At 66.5% G+C, this 15785-nt stretch carries 16 protein-coding genes; 5 read left to right on the top strand and 11 right to left on the bottom strand.

Annotated features, from left to right (window positions below; all coding sequences use genetic code 11):
• Positions 1-43: 43 nt before the first annotated feature.
• Positions 44-2323 (bottom strand): phosphoenolpyruvate--protein phosphotransferase, encoded by a 2280-nt coding sequence (ptsP, locus tag KDW96_RS13330; protein WP_255836738.1) that lies wholly within the window; start codon positions 2321-2323, stop codon positions 44-46.
• 19 nt (positions 2324-2342) lie between these two features.
• The gene (locus KDW96_RS13325; RefSeq protein WP_255836737.1) at positions 2343-2822 is read right to left on the bottom strand and encodes an RNA pyrophosphohydrolase; all 480 of its coding nucleotides are present in this window, start codon (positions 2820-2822) and stop codon (positions 2343-2345) included.
• A gap of 144 nt (positions 2823-2966) precedes the next feature.
• On the opposite strand from KDW96_RS13325, the gene KDW96_RS13320 reads away from it, so the two are divergent.
• The gene (locus KDW96_RS13320; RefSeq protein WP_255836736.1) at positions 2967-3620 is read left to right on the top strand and encodes a histidinol-phosphatase; all 654 of its coding nucleotides are present in this window, start codon (positions 2967-2969) and stop codon (positions 3618-3620) included.
• Positions 3621-3682: 62 nt separating this feature from the next.
• Here KDW96_RS13320 and KDW96_RS13315 read toward each other — a convergent pair whose 3' ends face one another.
• Positions 3683-4123 (bottom strand): DUF2269 family protein, encoded by a 441-nt coding sequence (locus tag KDW96_RS13315; RefSeq protein WP_255836735.1) that lies wholly within the window; start codon positions 4121-4123, stop codon positions 3683-3685.
• Positions 4124-4148: 25 nt separating this feature from the next.
• Positions 4149-5663, bottom strand: coding sequence for a threonine ammonia-lyase, biosynthetic (gene ilvA, locus KDW96_RS13310; RefSeq protein WP_255836734.1), 1515 nt, complete (start codon positions 5661-5663; stop codon positions 4149-4151).
• A gap of 142 nt (positions 5664-5805) precedes the next feature.
• Between ilvA and rpiA the strand changes: the two genes are divergently transcribed.
• Positions 5806-6477 carry a ribose-5-phosphate isomerase RpiA gene (gene rpiA / locus KDW96_RS13305; protein WP_255836733.1) on the top strand — a complete coding sequence of 224 codons (672 nt, stop codon included), beginning with the start codon at positions 5806-5808 and terminating at the stop codon, positions 6475-6477.
• 18 nt (positions 6478-6495) lie between these two features.
• Here rpiA and KDW96_RS13300 read toward each other — a convergent pair whose 3' ends face one another.
• From KDW96_RS13300 to KDW96_RS13290, 3 genes are all read right to left on the bottom strand, one after another.
• The gene (locus KDW96_RS13300; RefSeq protein ID WP_255836732.1) at positions 6496-7404 is read right to left on the bottom strand and encodes an SdiA-regulated domain-containing protein; all 909 of its coding nucleotides are present in this window, start codon (positions 7402-7404) and stop codon (positions 6496-6498) included.
• A 107-nt stretch (positions 7405-7511) separates the two neighbouring features.
• Positions 7512-8177, bottom strand: a complete 666-nt coding sequence (locus KDW96_RS13295) for a fumarylacetoacetate hydrolase family protein (RefSeq protein WP_255836731.1) — start codon at positions 8175-8177, stop codon at positions 7512-7514.
• Between the two features lie 91 nt (positions 8178-8268).
• The gene (locus tag KDW96_RS13290; RefSeq protein WP_255836730.1) at positions 8269-9663 is read right to left on the bottom strand and encodes a D-2-hydroxyglutarate dehydrogenase; all 1395 of its coding nucleotides are present in this window, start codon (positions 9661-9663) and stop codon (positions 8269-8271) included.
• Between the two features lie 187 nt (positions 9664-9850).
• On the opposite strand from KDW96_RS13290, the gene serA reads away from it, so the two are divergent.
• Complete coding sequence (serA, locus tag KDW96_RS13285) at positions 9851-11080, top strand: phosphoglycerate dehydrogenase (protein WP_255836729.1); 1230 nt, start codon at positions 9851-9853, stop codon at positions 11078-11080.
• Positions 11081-11143: 63 nt separating this feature from the next.
• Here the strand turns inward: serA and KDW96_RS13280 are convergent, their stop codons facing one another.
• Together KDW96_RS13280 and KDW96_RS13275 are read right to left on the bottom strand one after the other, a co-directional pair.
• A complete protein-coding gene (locus KDW96_RS13280; RefSeq protein WP_255836728.1) occupies positions 11144-11635 on the bottom strand; it encodes a 2-thiouracil desulfurase family protein in 492 nt (163 codons plus the stop codon).
• Positions 11636-11669: 34 nt separating this feature from the next.
• Positions 11670-12287 carry a 2OG-Fe(II) oxygenase gene (locus tag KDW96_RS13275; RefSeq protein ID WP_255836727.1) on the bottom strand — a complete coding sequence of 206 codons (618 nt, stop codon included), beginning with the start codon at positions 12285-12287 and terminating at the stop codon, positions 11670-11672.
• A gap of 89 nt (positions 12288-12376) precedes the next feature.
• On the opposite strand from KDW96_RS13275, the gene KDW96_RS13270 reads away from it, so the two are divergent.
• Positions 12377-13144, top strand: coding sequence for a hypothetical protein (locus KDW96_RS13270; protein WP_255836726.1), 768 nt, complete (start codon positions 12377-12379; stop codon positions 13142-13144).
• A gap of 3 nt (positions 13145-13147) precedes the next feature.
• Here KDW96_RS13270 and bipL read toward each other — a convergent pair whose 3' ends face one another.
• Positions 13148-14089 (bottom strand): phospholipase BipL, encoded by a 942-nt coding sequence (bipL, locus tag KDW96_RS13265; protein WP_255836725.1) that lies wholly within the window; start codon positions 14087-14089, stop codon positions 13148-13150.
• Positions 14090-14210: 121 nt separating this feature from the next.
• On the opposite strand from bipL, the gene KDW96_RS13260 reads away from it, so the two are divergent.
• Positions 14211-14786, top strand: coding sequence for a DUF6436 domain-containing protein (locus KDW96_RS13260; RefSeq protein ID WP_255836724.1), 576 nt, complete (start codon positions 14211-14213; stop codon positions 14784-14786).
• A gap of 98 nt (positions 14787-14884) precedes the next feature.
• Here the strand turns inward: KDW96_RS13260 and KDW96_RS13255 are convergent, their stop codons facing one another.
• On the bottom strand, positions 14885-15778 hold the full coding sequence (locus KDW96_RS13255; RefSeq protein ID WP_255836723.1) for an ABC transporter permease subunit: 894 nt from the start codon (positions 15776-15778) through the stop codon (positions 14885-14887).
• Positions 15779-15785: the final 7 nt, after the last annotated feature.

The following is a 15785-nucleotide window of genomic DNA, read 5'->3' as shown; positions in this document are numbered from 1 at the left end:
CGCGCTGGCGCCCTCGCCGCAAGGCGAAGCGCCGCGCGACCGATCAGGCCTGGATGTCCGACGCCGGATTGATCATGCGCCCCAGGCCGAGGTTACGCAGCGCCAGCTGCAGGGTGCTGTGGACCAGGTGCGGGTTGTCGATATTCATCACCTGCGCCAGCAGCTCCTGAGCCTTGCCCAGGCTGATCTGGCGCAGCAGCCACTTGACCTTAGGCAGGTTGGTGGCGTTCATCGACAGGCTGTCGAAACCCATGGCCATCAGCAGCACCGCCGCCGCCGGATCGCCGGCCATCTCGCCGCAGATGCTTACCGGCTTGCCCTCGGCGTGGGCGTCGCTGATGACCTTGCGCAGCGCCTGCAACACGGCCGGGTGGAGGAAGTCGTAGAGGTCGGCGACCCGCGGGTTGTTGCGGTCCACCGCCAGCAGGTACTGGGTCAGGTCGTTGGAGCCCACCGAGAGGAAGTCGACCTGGCGCGCCAGTTCGCGGGTCTGGTAGACCGCGGCGGGAATCTCGATCATCACCCCGATCGGCGGCAGCGGCACATCGGTGCCCTCGTCGCGCACCTCGCCCCAGGCGCGGTGGATCAGGTGCAGCGCCTCTTCCAGCTCCTGGGTGCCGGAAATCATCGGTAACAGGATGCGCAGGTTATTCAGGCCCTCGCTGGCCTTGAGCATGGCGCGGGTCTGCACCAGGAAGATTTCCGGGTGGTCGAGGGTGACGCGGATACCGCGCCAGCCGAGGAAGGGGTTCTCTTCCTTGATCGGGAAGTAGGACAGCGCCTTGTCACCGCCGATATCCAGGCTGCGCATGGTCACCGGCAGCGGATGGAAGGCGGCCAGCTGCTCACGGTAGATGATCAACTGCTCCTTCTCGCTGGGAAAGCGCTCGTTCATCATGAACGGCACCTCGGTGCGGTACAGGCCAACGCCCTCGGCGCCACGCTCCTGGGCCCTGGCCACGTCGGCGAGCAGGCCGGTGTTGACCCACAGCGGCATGCGGTGACCATCCAGGGTCTCGCAGGGCAAACCGCGCAGGGCATCGAGGCCCTGGGTCAGCTGGCGTTCCTCTTCGACCACATCCGCGTACTGCTTGCGCAGCAGCTCGCTGGGGTTGGTGAACACCTCGCCGTGGTAGCCGTCGACGATCAGCTGAATGCCGTCGATCTTCGAATAGGGCAGGTCCACCACGCCCATCACCGTGGGAATACCCATGGCGCGGGCGAAGATCGCCACGTGGGAGTTGCCCGAGCCAAGCACCGAGACCAGAGCGGCGAGCTTGCCCTCGGGTACCTCGCCGAGCATGGTCGGCGACAGCTCCTCGCTGACCAGGATGCAGTTGTCCGGGTACTCCAGGGTCTGCTGGCGCGCCTGCTGCAGATAGGCGAGCAGACGGCGACCGAGGTCCTTGACGTCGGAGGCGCGCTCACGCAGGTAGGCGTCGTCCATCAGCTCGAAGCGGTTGACGTGCTCACCGACCACCTGGCGCAGGGCGCCCTGGGCCCACTGGCCGGTGCGGATGACGTTGACCACCTCGTTACCCAGGGCGGCGTCTTCCAGCATCATCAGGTACACGTCGAACAGCGCGCGCTCTTCCGGGCGCAACTGGCTGGCCATCTTCGCCGAAAGGTTGCGCATGTCCGCACGCACCCCTTCCAGGGCGGTATTGAACAGCGCCAGCTCGGCGTCGATGTCGTTGATGGCCTTGTCGGGCACCACTTCCAGGTCGGCCGGCGGCAACACCACCACCGCGGTGCCGACCGCGGCGCCGGGCGAACCGGGCACGCCGATGAACTTGGCTTCCTGGATGCCCTTGCCCTGGCGACCCAGGCCGCGAATCGAGCCGGTCGCCTCGGCATGGGCGATCACCCCGGCGAGCTGCGCGCTCATGGTCACCAGGAAGGCCTCTTCGCCCTCGTCGAACTGGCGGCGCTCCTTTTGCTGGACGACCAGCACGCCCATCACCCGCCGGTGGTGAATGATCGGTGAGCCGAGGAAGGAGGCGAAGCGCTCCTCGCCGGTCTCGGCGAAGTAGCGGTAGCGCGGGTGGGCGGCGGCGTCCTCGAGGTTCAGCGGCTCCTCGCGGGTGCCGACCAGGCCGACCAGACCTTCGCTGGGGGCCATGCTGACCTTGCCGATGGAGCGTTTGTTGAGGCCCTCGGTGGCCATCAGGACGAAACGGTTGGTCTCCGGGTCGAGCAGGTAGACCGAACAGACCTGGCTGCCCATGGCCTCCCTGACGCGCTGTACGATGATGCCCAACGCCGCCTTGAGGTCCTTGGCGGCATTAACTTCCTGGACAATCTTGCGCAGCGTATTGAGCATGGCTCGGCTCTAGTCAGTGTCAGTCCCGAGCCAACAGGCGCGGAGCGAGTTCCTTGAGGGCGCGACGGTATACCTCGCGCTTGAATGTGACCACCTGGCCCAGCGGATACCAATAACTGACCCAGCGCCAGCCATCGAACTCCGGCTTGCCGGTCAGGTCCATACGCACCTTGTTCTCATCCGACTGCAAACGCAGCAGGAACCACTTCTGTTTCTGGCCGATGCACAGCGGCTGGCTGTGGGTACGGACCAGGCGTTGAGGCAGACGATACCTCAACCAGCCACGGGTGCAGGCGAGAATTTTCACGTCCTGCTGCTCCAGGCCGACCTCCTCGTTCAATTCGCGAAACAGCGCTTCTTCCGGCGACTCATGGTCGTTGATCCCGCCTTGCGGGAACTGCCAGGCGTCCTGGTTAATCCGACGCGCCCAGAGCACCTGACCGGCATCATTGGTCAGGATGATGCCGACATTCGGGCGAAAACCATCAGGGTCGATCACGGCGCACAACCTCGTAAACGCATGTTTCGGCATTGTTCCACAAAGCCCGCGGCAGCGGCAACGCGGCCGTCCGGCAAGTAGGAATGGCCTGGAAAAGCCGCTATTCTGGCGCCCCTCGGTTTCTGCGATAAAAAGGTGACCCGCGTGCGCTTGGCCCTCTTCGACCTCGATAACACCCTGCTCGGCGGCGACAGCGACCACGCCTGGGGCGATTACCTGTGCGAGCGCGGCATCCTCGACGGCGTGGCCTACAAGGCGCGCAACGATGCCTTCTACGAGGATTACCTGGCCGGCCGCCTGGATATCCGCGACTACCTGAACTTCAGCCTGGAGATCCTCGGACGCAGCGAAATGGCCCAGCTCGAACAGTGGCACCGCGAGTTCATGCGCGACTGCATCGAACCGATCATCCTGGCCAAGGGCGAGGCCCTGCTGGACGAGCACCGCGCCGCCGGCGACAAGCTGCTGATCATCACCGCCACCAACCGCTTCGTCACCGCGCCGATCGCCGCGCGCCTGGGGGTCGACACCCTGCTGGCCACCGAGTGCGAGATGGCGGGCGGGCGCTACACCGGCCGCACCACCGACGTGCCCTGCTTCAAGGAAGGCAAGGTCACCCGCCTCAATCGCTGGCTCGCGGAAACCGGTCTGAGCCTGGACGACAGCTGCTTCTACAGCGACTCGCTGAACGACCTGCCGCTGCTGGAACAGGTGACCCGGCCGGTGGCGGTCGACCCCGACCCGAAGCTGCGCGCCGAAGCGCAGCAGCGCGGCTGGCCGATCATTTCGCTACGCTGAACGCCCCGCTGCACAGCAAAACGCCGCCTCGATGGGCGGCGTTTTGCATGGCGGCTCGGCGCTCAGGCCGGCTTGGCCCCCATCAGCCCCAGAATCACCAGCAGCAACAGCAGGCTCAGCCCGGCATAGGCGGCGGTAACCCGCAGCAGCCCGCTCGAAGCCGGCGCCTCACCCAGCGCCTGCCAGGCCTTCAGGCGTCCACCCAGCAACAGACCGCAGACCACCAAAAGGCCAAACAGCACGCTGCTGGCCAGCAGCCAGGTCTGCCCCAGCGACCAGCCCGCCCCATCCACCAGCAACCAGCCACTCACCGGCAGACTCAGCGCCAGCAGGCCCAGCACCGGCAGGCTGATCGAGCGGGTGCGCGCGAGCTTGCGCTGCAGCACCGCCGCGTCGCCGCTACGCGCCGCCTTCCAGAGCATCAGCACATGGGCCAGCACGCCGAGCACGAGCAGGACGGCAGGCAGGCTGTGGGCAATTTTCAGCAACTGATAGTGTTCCATTCATGCACCTCGCCGGCGAGCCGGCTCATCCCAGAAACAGCTTGTAGGCCGGATTGTCGCTCTCGTCCCAATAGGGGTAACCGATTTCGTCGAGCGCCGCCGGCACCAGATGACGTTCGGCCGGCGGCACCTGCAGGCCGGCGACCACCCGGCCGTCGGCCGCGCCGTGGTTGCGGTAGTGGAACATGGAGATGTTCCAGCGCCCGCCCAGGCGCTGCAGGAAGTTGAACAGGGCGCCGGGACGCTCGGGAAACTCGAAGCGCAGCACCACCTCGTCGCTGACCCGCGCGGCGTGGCCACCGACCATATGGCGGATATGCAGCTTGGCCAGCTCGTTGTCGGTCAGGTCGACCACCGGGAACCCCTGCTCCGCCAGGCTCGCCACCAGCGCCGCACGCGGGTCGGTCTCCGGGTGGGTCTGCACGCCGACGAAGATGTGCGCTTCCTTGTCGGTGTGATAGCGGTAATTGAACTCGGTGATCTGGCGTTTGCCGATCGCCTCGCAGAAGGCCTTGAAGCTGCCCGGCTGCTCGGGAATGGTCACGGCGATGATCGCCTCGCGCTTCTCGCCCAGCTCGGCGCGCTCGGCGACGTGGCGCAGGCGGTCGAAGTTGACGTTGGCGCCCGAGTCGATGCCCACCAGCACCTGCGCGCTGCAGCCCTCGCGCTCGACATAGCGCTTGATCCCGGCCACCGCCAGGGCGCCGGCCGGCTCGGTGATCGAGCGGGTGTCGTCGTAGATGTCCTTGATCGCCGCGCAGATCTCGTCGGTGCTGACGGTGATCACTTCGTCGACGTGGTCCTTGCAGATGTCGAAGGTGTGCTGGCCGATCTGCGCCACCGCCACGCCGTCGGCGAACAGACCGACGCTCGGCAGCACCACCCGCTCACCCGCGGCCATGGCGGCCTGCAGGCAGTTGGAATCGTCCGGCTCGACGCCGATGATCCTGACCTCGGGGCGCAGGTACTTGACGTAGGCGGCGATGCCGGCGATCAGCCCGCCGCCGCCCACCGGGACGAAGATGGCGTCCAGCTGGCCGGGATGCTGGCGGAGGATCTCCATCGCCACCGTGCCCTGGCCGGCGATGGTGTGCGGGTCATCGTAGGGGTGGATATAGATGTAGCCCTTCTCCTCCACCAGCTTCAGCGAGTAGGCCAGGGCCTCGGGGAAGCTGTCGCCGTGCAGCACCACCTTGCCGCCGCGCGAGCGCACGCCATTGACCTTGATCTCCGGGGTGGTCTTGGGCATCACGATGGTCGCCTTGACCCCCAGCACCTTGGCCGCCAGGGCCAGGCCCTGGGCGTGGTTGCCGGCCGAGGCGGTCACCACCCCACGCGCCTGTTCCTCACTGCTCAACTGGGCCAGCTTGTTGTAGGCGCCGCGAATCTTGAAGGAGAACACCGGCTGCAGGTCTTCGCGCTTGAGCAGAATCTGGTTGCCCAGGCGCTCGGAGAGCTGATTGGCGGCTTGCAGGGGGGTTTCCACCGCGACGTCGTAGACGCGCGAGGTGAGGATCTTCTTGACGTACTGTTCGAGCATGGCGATATCGCAGGCGGTTGCGCTAGGGAACCCCGGAGTCTACCCCAGGCCTGCGCCGAGCGACCATACGAACGGCGGGGTTTTGCCGGCGCATCGGGCTATAATTCGCGCCTTCCGACTTCAATCAGGCGCAAAAACCGCGATGACCCAGGATCAACTGAAACAGGCAGTCGCCCAGGCCGCCGTCGACTTCATCCTCCCCAAGCTCGACGCCAAGAGCGTCGTCGGCGTCGGCACCGGCTCCACCGCCAACTGCTTCATCGATGCCCTGGCCCAGCACCGGATGGAATTCGACGGCGCCGTGGCCAGCTCCGAAGCCACCGCCGCCCGCCTCAAGGGCCATGGCATTCCGGTCTACGAACTGAACGCCGTCAGCGACCTGGAGTTCTATGTCGACGGCGCCGACGAGAGCGACGAGCACCTGAACCTGATCAAGGGCGGCGGCGCCGCCCTGACCCGCGAGAAGATCGTCGCGGCGGTGGCCAAGACCTTCATCTGCATCGCCGACGCCAGCAAGCTGGTGCCGGTGCTCGGCGCCTTCCCGCTGCCGGTGGAAGTGATCCCCATGGCCCGCAGCCATGTGGCCCGCGAACTGGTCAAGCTGGGTGGCGACCCGGTGTACCGCGAAGGCGTGGTCACCGACAACGGCAATCAGATCCTCGACGTGCACAACCTGTCGATCGTCAACCCGAGCGAACTGGAAGCGCAGATCAACAACATCGTCGGCGTGGTCACCAACGGCCTGTTCGCCGCGCGCCCGGCCGACCTGCTATTGCTCGGCACCGCCGAGGGCGTCAAGCGCCTCACCCGTTGAGCCAAGCGGCGCGGCGGACTAGGTTTCCACCCGACGCTTGAACACGTACAGCAGGTTGGGCTCGCCGACTATGTAGATATTGCCGGCCGCGTCCATGGTCACCCCCTCCGCCTGCTCGATACCCTCCAGCAGGCCGTTGCGGCCGCTGGTCAGGCTGATGAAGCTGACCGGCTCGCCGCGCTCGTCCAGCTCCAGCAGCAGACTCGACTCGTCGGAGAGCACCAGGGAGTGGTCGGTACGCGCGTCGTGGGTCAGGGAGGAAATGTCACGCACGAACAGGTTATGCGGCATGGCCTGCAGGGTGCCGGCCGCTCCCTCCTCACCGGGAAACGGCAGGCTGAACAACCCCAGCGGGCCGCGCTCCTTGGCGAGCAGCACACGCTGGCGGCGCGCATCCCAGGCAATGCCCTCGAAACCCTTGTTGCCGGCATCGGCGAAACCCAGGTCGAAGGCCGGGTAATCGCGCGCATCGATGCTCCGGGCATCATCGGCCAGGTGGAAGCTGGTCAGGGTGCGGCGGCGCTCGTCGATGATCGCCAGGCGCCCATCACCCACCAGCTCGACGCCCTCTGGATCGGCAAAGCCCTCGAGACGAATACGCCGCAACACCTCGCCATCGAGCGACAGCTCGACCAGTTGCGGGTGCTTGCCGGTGACGGTGAACAGGGTGTCGCGGCCGGGGTGATAGGTCAGACCGGAAGTCTCGTCACCCTCCAGGCCTGCCAGCGGTTTGCCCCGCAACACCGCCCGGTAGCCCGGCAGCCAGATGCTTGCCTGCTGCTCGACCAGGCTCAGGCCCTGCTCCTTGAACCAGAAATAGGCGCGCTTGTGCCATTGCAGGTAGTCGATCGACAGGGCCGCCAGCGCGACCAGCGCCAGCAGCGCTAAAACACCTGGGCGTGGCAGGCGGGACAGGATTGCAGGCATCGGGGTACTACTCGGAAAGAAGACCCAAGTCAGACTAACGTCCTGTCGTTAAGGTTCGATTACCTCGACGAAAGGCGCCCAACGGGCGCCCGAGGTAGCCGTGCGCCTTATAGCGTGCGGCTGGTGAAACTCGAGTGGCCCACCAATTCCAGCACCAGTTCGTCGCCCTTGTACAGGGGGCCGACACCCACTGGCGTGCCGGTCAGAATGACATCGCCCGGCTGCAGGCTGAAGTGCCCGCAGATATGCTGGATCAGCGGCAGGATGGGGTTAAGCATGTCGCAGCTGTTGCCGTCCTGGCGGACTTCGCCGTTGATGCTCAGGCGGATACCGATGTCCTGCAACGCCTCGATGGCATCGCCCGGGACGAAGGGGGCCAGCACGCAGGCACCGTCGAAGGACTTGGCGATCTCCCAGGGGTAACCCTTTTCCTTGAGCTGGGCCTGCACCTCGCGCAGGGTCAGGTCCAGCGCCGGGGCGAAACCGGAAATGGCGTCGCGCACCTCCTCGGCATCGGGACTGCGCGACAGCGGCTTGCCGATCAGCACGGCGATTTCCGCCTCGTAATGCACCGCGCCGCGCCCCTCGGGAATGCTGAAGCCGTCGTCCAGCGGCACCACGCAGCTGCCCGGCTTGATGAACAGCAGCGGCTCGCTGGGCACCGGATTGTTAAGCTCCTTGGCGTGCTCGGCATAGTTGCGGCCGATGCACACGACCTTGCCCAGGGGAAAATGGATATGGGTGCCATCGACATACTGGTGCTGGTAACTCATCACCGACTCCTGGATCTGTTCTCTGCTCAATCGCCCATGCTGGCCGAGCCAGCACGGGCTGTCGCTGCTACCAAAGGCTTAGGGGTGCCGATCAAAGCGGAAAGATCTTCCCGGGGTTCATGATGCCGGCCGGGTCGAACACCGCCTTGATCGCCTTCATGTAGCCGATTTCCGCCGCGGAGCGGCTGTAGCCCAGGTAATCGCGCTTGGTCATGCCGACGCCGTGCTCGGCGGAGATCGAGCCGTTGTACTTCTGCACCACCTCGAACACCCACTTGTTCACCGTCGCGCACTTGGCGAAGAACTCGTCCTTGCTCAGCGCGTCTGGCTTGAGGATGTTCAGGTGCAGGTTGCCGTCGCCGATATGGCCGTACCAGAGCACCTCGAAGTCCGGGTAGTTGCTGTTGACCAGGCTGTCGATATCGGCGAGGAAGGCCGGCACCTTGGAGACGGTGACCGAGATGTCGTTCTTGTACGGGGTGAAATGCGAGATGGTCTCGGAGATGTACTCGCGCAGCTTCCACAGGTTCTGCAGCTGCTGTTCGCTCTGGCTCATCACCCCGTCCAGCACCCAGCCCTGCTCGACGCAATGCTCGAAGGTGGCCAGGGCGGCCTCGGCCACTTCCTCGGTGGTCGCCTCGAACTCCAGCAACGCATAGAAGGGCGTGCGGGTCTCGAAGGGCGCCGGCACGTCGCCGCGGTCGAGGATCTTGTCCAGGCAGCGGTCGGAGAAGAATTCGAAGGCGGTCAGGTCGAGCTTGCCCTGGAAGGCATGCAGCACCGGCATGATCGAGTCGAAATCCGGAGTGCCGAGGACCATGGCGGTGAGGTTGCGCGGCGCGCGGTCCAGGCGCATGGTGGCCTCGACGACGAACCCGAGGGTGCCTTCGGCGCCGATAAACAGCTGGCGCAGGTCGTAGCCGGTGGCGTTCTTGATCAGGTCCTTGTTCAGCTCGAGCAGCTCGCCGGTGCCGGTGACCACCTTCAGACCGGCCACCCAGTTACGGGTCATGCCGTAGCGAATCACCTTGATGCCGCCGGCATTGGTGCCGATATTGCCGCCGATCTGGCTGGAACCGGCGGACGCGAAGTCCACCGGGTAGTACAGGCCCTTGTCTTCGGCGAAATCCTGCAACTGCTGGGTGATCACCCCCGGCTGGCAGACCGCGGTACGGTCGAACTCGTTGAACTCGAGAATCTGGTTCATGTAGTCGAAAGACACCACCACTTCACCGTTGGCCGCCACCGCGGCGGCGGACAGGCCGGTACGGCCGCCCGAGGGCACCAGGGCGACCCTGTGCTGATTGGCCCAGCGCACGATGGCCTGGACCTGCTCGGTGCTCTTGGGGAAGACGATGGCGCAGGGCGCCGGGGCGAAGTGCTTGGTCCAGTCCTTGCCGTAGGTGGCGAGGGAATCGGCATCGGTGAGCACTTTGCCGGGCTCGACCAGGGTCTTCAGTTCTTCGATCAGGGCAGCTGTGGTCATCAAGTGAACTCTCAAACAATTCATGGTCGCCCTGAGAACCATTCAGGTCGCAACCAAGCATGGAAAAAGGAGATCATGCTAGCATACGCACCCCGTGAATCGCCCCCCCTGGGCCGCTGCGCGGGCGCGATCAGCAACGCTGCTGACGCTTTTCCTGACACTATTTTGTGGGACAACAGGTACTCCGATGAGCAAGACCTCTCTCGACAAGAGCAAGATCAAGTTCCTTCTCCTCGAAGGCGTCCACCAGAATGCCGTGGACACCCTCAAGGCAGCCGGCTACACCAACATCGAGTACCTCAAGGGCGCCCTGTCAGGCGACGAGCTGAAAGAGAAGATCGCCGAAGCCCACTTCATCGGCATCCGCTCGCGCACCCAGCTGACCGCCGAGGTCTTCGACTGCGCCAACAAGCTGGTGGCCGTCGGCTGTTTCTGCATCGGCACCAACCAGGTCGACCTGGACGCCGCCCGCGAGCGCGGTATCGCGGTGTTCAACGCGCCCTACTCCAACACCCGCTCGGTGGCCGAACTGGTGCTGGCGCAAGCCATCCTGCTGCTGCGCGGCATCCCCGAGAAGAACGCCTCCTGCCACCGCGGCGGCTGGATCAAGAGCGCGGCCAACTCCTTCGAGATCCGCGGCAAGAAGCTCGGCATCATCGGCTACGGCTCGATCGGCACCCAGCTCTCGGTGCTGGCCGAAGCCATGGGCATGCAGGTGTACTTCTACGACGTGGTGACCAAGCTGCCCCTGGGCAACGCCACCCAGATCGGCAATCTCTACGAGCTGCTGGGCATGTGCGACATCGTCTCGCTGCATGTGCCGGAGCTGGCCTCCACCCAGTGGATGATCGGCGAGAAGGAAATCCGCGCCATGAAGAAGGGCGGCATCCTGATCAACGCCGCCCGCGGCACCGTGGTCGAGCTGGACAAGCTGGCCGAGGCGATCAAGGACGAACACCTGATCGGCGCCGCCATCGACGTGTTCCCGGTCGAGCCCAAGTCCAACGACGAGGAATTCGAGAGCCCGCTGCGCGGCCTGGACCGGGTGATCCTGACCCCGCACATCGGTGGTTCCACCGCCGAGGCCCAGGCCAACATCGGCCTGGAAGTGGCCGAGAAGCTGGTCAAATACAGCGACAACGGCACCTCGGTATCCTCGGTCAACTTCCCCGAGGTGGCCCTGCCGTCGCACCCGGGCAAGCACCGTCTGCTGCACATCCACGCCAACGTGCCGGGCGTGATGAGCGAGATCAACAAGGTGTTCGCCGACAACGGCATCAACATCTCCGGTCAGTTCCTGCAGACCAACGACAAGGTCGGCTACGTGGTGATCGACGTCGACGCCGAGTACTCCGACCTGGCCCTGGAGAAGCTCCAGCACGTGCACGGCACCATTCGCAGCCGCGTGCTGTTCTAAGCCACGTCGCGTCATGAGGAAGGGAGGCCGATGGCCTCCCTTTTTTCATGCCTGCGAAAGGCCTCAGCGGCGCTCCAGGGCCTGAAGCGCCGCCTCCGCCTCGGCCAGTTGCTCCTCGCTGAACACCTGCACCCCGGCCCGGCGCAGCAACGCCGCGGTGACGCCCTCACCGGCAACCCTGCGCCCGCTGAAGCTACCGTCGTAGTTCTCGCGGTTGCCGCACGACGGGCTGCGCGCCTTGAGCACCGCCAGGCGGATCTGCTGGCGCTCGACCAGGGCCAGCGCCTGCCGTGCTCCGGCGAGGAAGGCGGCGCTGAGGTCGTCGCCGTCCACGCTGAGCACCGGTAGCAGACCGTCGAGCACCTGGGCGCCCTGGCCGCCAGGGATTTCCGCAGGCGGCCGCGGCGTCGGCAAGCCGCCGGCCACCTCGGGACACAGGGCCACCACCCGACCCTCGGCTTGCCAGCGTTCCAGTAGCCCGTAGGGACCGTGGGCGCCCCCGTCGTAGCGCACCGGGTGGCCCAGTAGACAGCGACTGACCAGCACCTTCTGCATAATTCCTCCTCTGCGACGTCACGCCCGCGCGCGACTAAAGCGGCCCGGCGCCCCGCCGACGGAACCAGCCAGTGAGCGACAGGCGCTCGCGGTTTGCCGGCAACACCTCGTGGAGCATCTCGGCCGAGAGAAAGGCCACCAGCGTCCCGGCCTGGGGGGCGATGTCGCGGGTCGAGCCATCCTCCAGGTAAAGCCGCAAGGCGCCGCCGTGCTCAGGCTGCCAATCCTGGTTGAGGTAGAGCACCACCGACACCGCGCGGCGGTCATCATCGCGAAAGCGATCCAGGTGCTTCTGGTAGAAGGCGCCGGGCAGGTACAGGGCGAAGTGACTCTCGTAGTCCTCCAGGCCCAGGAACAGCCCGCGATTGAGCGTCAGGCGCAACTCGTCGAGCAGCGCCAGGTAGTGGTCGCAGGCCACCGACTGGCCGGCATCCAGCCATTCGATGCGATCACCGCGGATACCTTCGCGCACCTCCTGGGCCTTGCCGACCCCGGCGGGGGTCAGGGCACCCCGGGCCGCACGCCTGCGGCACTCATCGGCCAGTTCGAGGGTCAGAGCAATAGGCGCGAACAGCGGCTGCAGCGACCAGCCGTGTTCGGCTAGGTCGTCGACGATGTTCGAAAGCGGCAGGTCAGGGGCGTCGGTAGGCATGCCGGCGATTCTACCGCGTGGCAAGGCGCCGCGCCTCGACAAGCAGCGACTGGCCATTGAAAATAGCCGCCCGCTACACAGGAGTCTGTATGCGCGCCCTTTGCGTTGTCTTGTTGTTGATCTTCAGCCTGCCGAGCCTGGCCGACGGCCACCTCCAGCTGTACCAGGCCGCCGGCTGGCCGCAACAGCGGGCGAACTTCAACGACGCCCTGCGCGCCGCCCAGGAGCGCTACCGGCCCACTTTGCCGCCGGCGGTGTACCAGGCCCTGGTGGAGAACAGCAACCGCCGCTTCGACCCACGGGCAATGGACCAGCGCGCCCAGTACAGCCTGCGCGAGCTGCTGACCGACGCGACGCCAGCACTGCAGTTCTTCCAGTCGCCGCTGGGCCGCAAGATAGTCGCCGCCGAACTGCTGGCCACCAGCCGCGAGCAACTGGCACTGCACGCCAACGGCCTGCCGCGCGGCGAGGCCAGCGCCACCCGGCGCCTGCTGATTCGCCACCTGGCCCAGGCGCTGCCGGCCGAAGAGGCCGGCGCCGAGATCAGCCTGGCGCTGGCCGGGGTCGCCGCCGACAGCCTGAGCCAGATGCTGCCCGGGCTGCTCGGGGGCGGCGCTGCCCAGACCCTGCTCAACTCCCAGCGCCAGCACCTGATCGAGCAGATCGGCGCCGACCTGGACAACACCCTGCTGCACGTCTACCGCGAGCTGTCCGATCCGGAGCTGGAGGAGTTCGTCAGCTTCGCCCAGTCCGCCGACGGCCAGGCTTACTACCGCGCGGCCCTGGCGGCGATCCGCGCCGGCCTGGCGGTGGGCCAGAGCAGCGCCGAGCTGGAGCCCGCGCCCCAGGGGATCTGAGCCTCAGGCCAGGCGCTCGCTGAGGAAATCGAAGTAGCGTTGACGCAACGCCGGCACCTCGTTGGCCAGGTGATGGCGCGCCTCCGCCAGGCGCAGGATCTGCGGCGCGGCGAACTTGTCCTGCAATACCTCGAGGTTGTGCGGCCAGTCCACCGTCAGGTCCGCCTCGCCCTGGACGACCAAGGGGCTTGCGGCGCTGCGCGGCGCCGCCTCGATGCGCGGCACCCAGTCACGCAGCGCGGCGAACCAGGCCGTCGGCAGATTGCGCGGCTGCAGGGGGTCGCGATTCTGCACGAAGTCGATGAACTCGGGGTCGTGGGAGTTCTCGCTGAAGCGCCGGGGTATCGCCTTGACGAACGGACTGAGCAACCGATAGCTGAGCTGCGACCAGGCCCAGGCCCGCGGCCGCACCAGCGGCGCCAGGAGGATGCTCTGGCCGACTTCCGGCCGTGGCGCGCCATTGAGCAAGTAGTCCAGCAGGATCGCGCCACCGGTGCTCTGGCCGAACAGGTGCCAGGGCTGCGGCAGCGCCAGCAGCGCCGCCTCGTCGAGCAACGCGGTCAGCACCTGCTGATATTCGGCGAAGTCGTCGATGCTGGCCCGGGCCCCACTGGACAGGCCGTGCCCGGGCAGGTCGCAGGCCAGCACCGCGAAGTTCATGCGCAGCGCCCAGTCGATCACATGGCGGTACAGCCCCATATGGTCGTAGTAACCATGCACCAGCAGCAGGGTCGCCCGCGGCTCGGGGGGTGCCCAGAGGTGCGCGGCGATCTGGTAGCCGGCCACCTGAAAGCCGCCCAGGCGGCAATCCAGGCGGGCGTGCTGCTGCGCCAGGTCGAGACCATAGAAGGCCCGGTATGCCTGCACCGCCGGCAGCTCCAGCGTCGCCGCGGCCAAGGGTCGCAGCAGAGGACGCAGGTGCTCGGGATTGAAACGCTCTGGCATAAGGCTTTCCATAGGCGGGGAGGACGTCGCGCTGGGCGCCATTGTGCCGCAGCCGCGCGCAGATGTTCAGTCGCAACGTGCAACGTGGCAAGCTAGGCGCCCTTTCCGCGACCGCCATGCCATGCCCCGCCGCAAGACCCTGCTCGCCGCCCTGTTGACGCTGCTGCTGATCGCCGCCCTTGTCCTCGCCGTCCGCTGGTTCGAGGGCCGCTACCTGCGCCCCTTCGACGAGCGCGCCGCGCTGTTCTCCGGCGCCGAGCTGCGCCTGCCCGAGGACCTGGCCGGCCCGGGGCCCATTCGCCTGGTGCACTTCTGGGACCCCGCCTGCCCCTGCAACGTCGGCAACCAGCAACACCTGAGCGAGCTGATGGAGGCGTTCGGGCCTCGCGGCGTGGCCTTCTACGCCGTGCAGAAGCCCGGCAGCCAGGGCCGCCTGCCAGCCAACCTGGGCGACCTGCAGGCGCTGCCGACCCTGCCCGGCGCCGAGCGGATACCGGCGAGCCCGGCGGTGGCCATCTGGGACAAGAACGGCCGACTGGCCTACTTCGGCCCCTACAGCGAAGGCCTGACCTGCAATGCCAGCAACAGCTTCATCGAGCCGATCCTCGAGGCCCTGGCGGCCGGGCGGGCGGTCGATGCCAGCAACACCCTGGCGGTGGGCTGCTTCTGCGAGTGGTCCGAAACCGCGGCGCCCTGATCGTAGCGAAGCAGCTGCGACCCTGTCCCGGGGTTCGCTCTAAAGAAAAAGGGGCCACCGAAGTGACCCCTATTCATTTCACCCGCACGCCTGACCGATCAGGCCACCGCCGCCTGCTGCGACGAATCGCGGCGGCTGCCGGGCCTCTGGCTGGCGCCGGTGGTTTCGTCCATGGCCTGCTGGATGGCCTTCTTGCGCCGCTCCTCGGCACGCCGGGCGAAGTACCAGACCAGGAAGGTCACCAGCGACACGGCCAGCAGGATCAGGCTGGCGATGGCGTTGATCTCCGGCTTCACACCCAGGCGCACGGCGGAGAAGATCTCCATCGGCAGGGTGGTGGAACCGGGGCCGGAGACGAAGCTGGCCAGCACCAGGTCGTCCAGCGACAGGGCGAAGGACATCATGCCGCCGGCCGCCAGGGACGGCGCGATCATCGGGATGGTGATCAGGAAGAACACCTTCCACGGCCGCGCGCCCAGGTCCATCGCTGCTTCCTCGATGGACAGGTCCAGCTCGCGCAGGCGCGAGGACACCACCACCGACACATAGGCGGTGCAGAAGGTGGTGTGGGCGATCCAGATGGTCAGCAGGCCGCGCTCGGCCGGCCAGCCGATCAGCTGGGCCATGGCCACGAACAGCAGCAGCAGCGACAGACCGGTGATCACCTCGGGCATCACCAGCGGCGCGGTGACCAGGCCACCGAACATGGTGCGCCCCTTGAAGCGGGTCACCCGGGTCAGCACGAAGGCCGCCAGGGTGCCCAGCGCCACCGCGGCGATCGCCGTGTAGCAGGCGATCTCCAGGGAACGCCCCACGGCGTTCATCAGCTGGGTGTTGTCGAGCAGGCCGACATACCACTTCACCGACCAGCCGCCCCACACCGTGACCAGGCGCGAGGCGTTGAACGAGTAGATCACCAGGATCAGCATCGGCAGGTAGATGAACAGCAGCCCGCCCCACAGCATGAGGGTGGAGAAACTCAGGCGCTTCATACGCGAC

Origin of the sequence: Pseudomonas benzenivorans (assembly GCF_024397895.1) — a bacterium.
GTDB lineage: Bacteria > Pseudomonadota > Gammaproteobacteria > Pseudomonadales > Pseudomonadaceae > Aquipseudomonas > Aquipseudomonas benzenivorans_A.
Note: the sequence above shows the minus strand (reverse complement) of the source record. Positions and strands in the feature narration are given on the sequence as shown.

Coding starts and splice junctions, on each gene's coding strand:
- KDW96_RS13300 (WP_255836732.1), bottom strand. CDS start 7,404: ATGCCTGCAATCCTGTCCCGCCTGCCACGCCCAGGTGTTTTAGCGCTG.
- KDW96_RS13255 (WP_255836723.1), bottom strand. CDS start 15,778: ATGAAGCGCCTGAGTTTCTCCACCCTCATGCTGTGGGGCGGGCTGCTG.
- bipL (WP_255836725.1), bottom strand. CDS start 14,089: ATGCCAGAGCGTTTCAATCCCGAGCACCTGCGTCCTCTGCTGCGACCC.
- KDW96_RS13295 (WP_255836731.1), bottom strand. CDS start 8,177: ATGAGTTACCAGCACCAGTATGTCGATGGCACCCATATCCATTTTCCC.
- KDW96_RS13260 (WP_255836724.1), top strand. CDS start 14,211: ATGCCCCGCCGCAAGACCCTGCTCGCCGCCCTGTTGACGCTGCTGCTG.
- serA (WP_255836729.1), top strand. CDS start 9,851: ATGAGCAAGACCTCTCTCGACAAGAGCAAGATCAAGTTCCTTCTCCTC.
- ilvA (WP_255836734.1), bottom strand. CDS start 5,663: ATGCTCGAACAGTACGTCAAGAAGATCCTCACCTCGCGCGTCTACGAC.
- KDW96_RS13275 (WP_255836727.1), bottom strand. CDS start 12,287: ATGCCTACCGACGCCCCTGACCTGCCGCTTTCGAACATCGTCGACGAC.
- KDW96_RS13270 (WP_255836726.1), top strand. CDS start 12,377: ATGCGCGCCCTTTGCGTTGTCTTGTTGTTGATCTTCAGCCTGCCGAGC.
- KDW96_RS13315 (WP_255836735.1), bottom strand. CDS start 4,123: ATGGAACACTATCAGTTGCTGAAAATTGCCCACAGCCTGCCTGCCGTC.
- KDW96_RS13290 (WP_255836730.1), bottom strand. CDS start 9,663: ATGACCACAGCTGCCCTGATCGAAGAACTGAAGACCCTGGTCGAGCCC.
- KDW96_RS13280 (WP_255836728.1), bottom strand. CDS start 11,635: ATGCAGAAGGTGCTGGTCAGTCGCTGTCTACTGGGCCACCCGGTGCGC.
- rpiA (WP_255836733.1), top strand. CDS start 5,806: ATGACCCAGGATCAACTGAAACAGGCAGTCGCCCAGGCCGCCGTCGAC.
- ptsP (WP_255836738.1), bottom strand. CDS start 2,323: ATGCTCAATACGCTGCGCAAGATTGTCCAGGAAGTTAATGCCGCCAAG.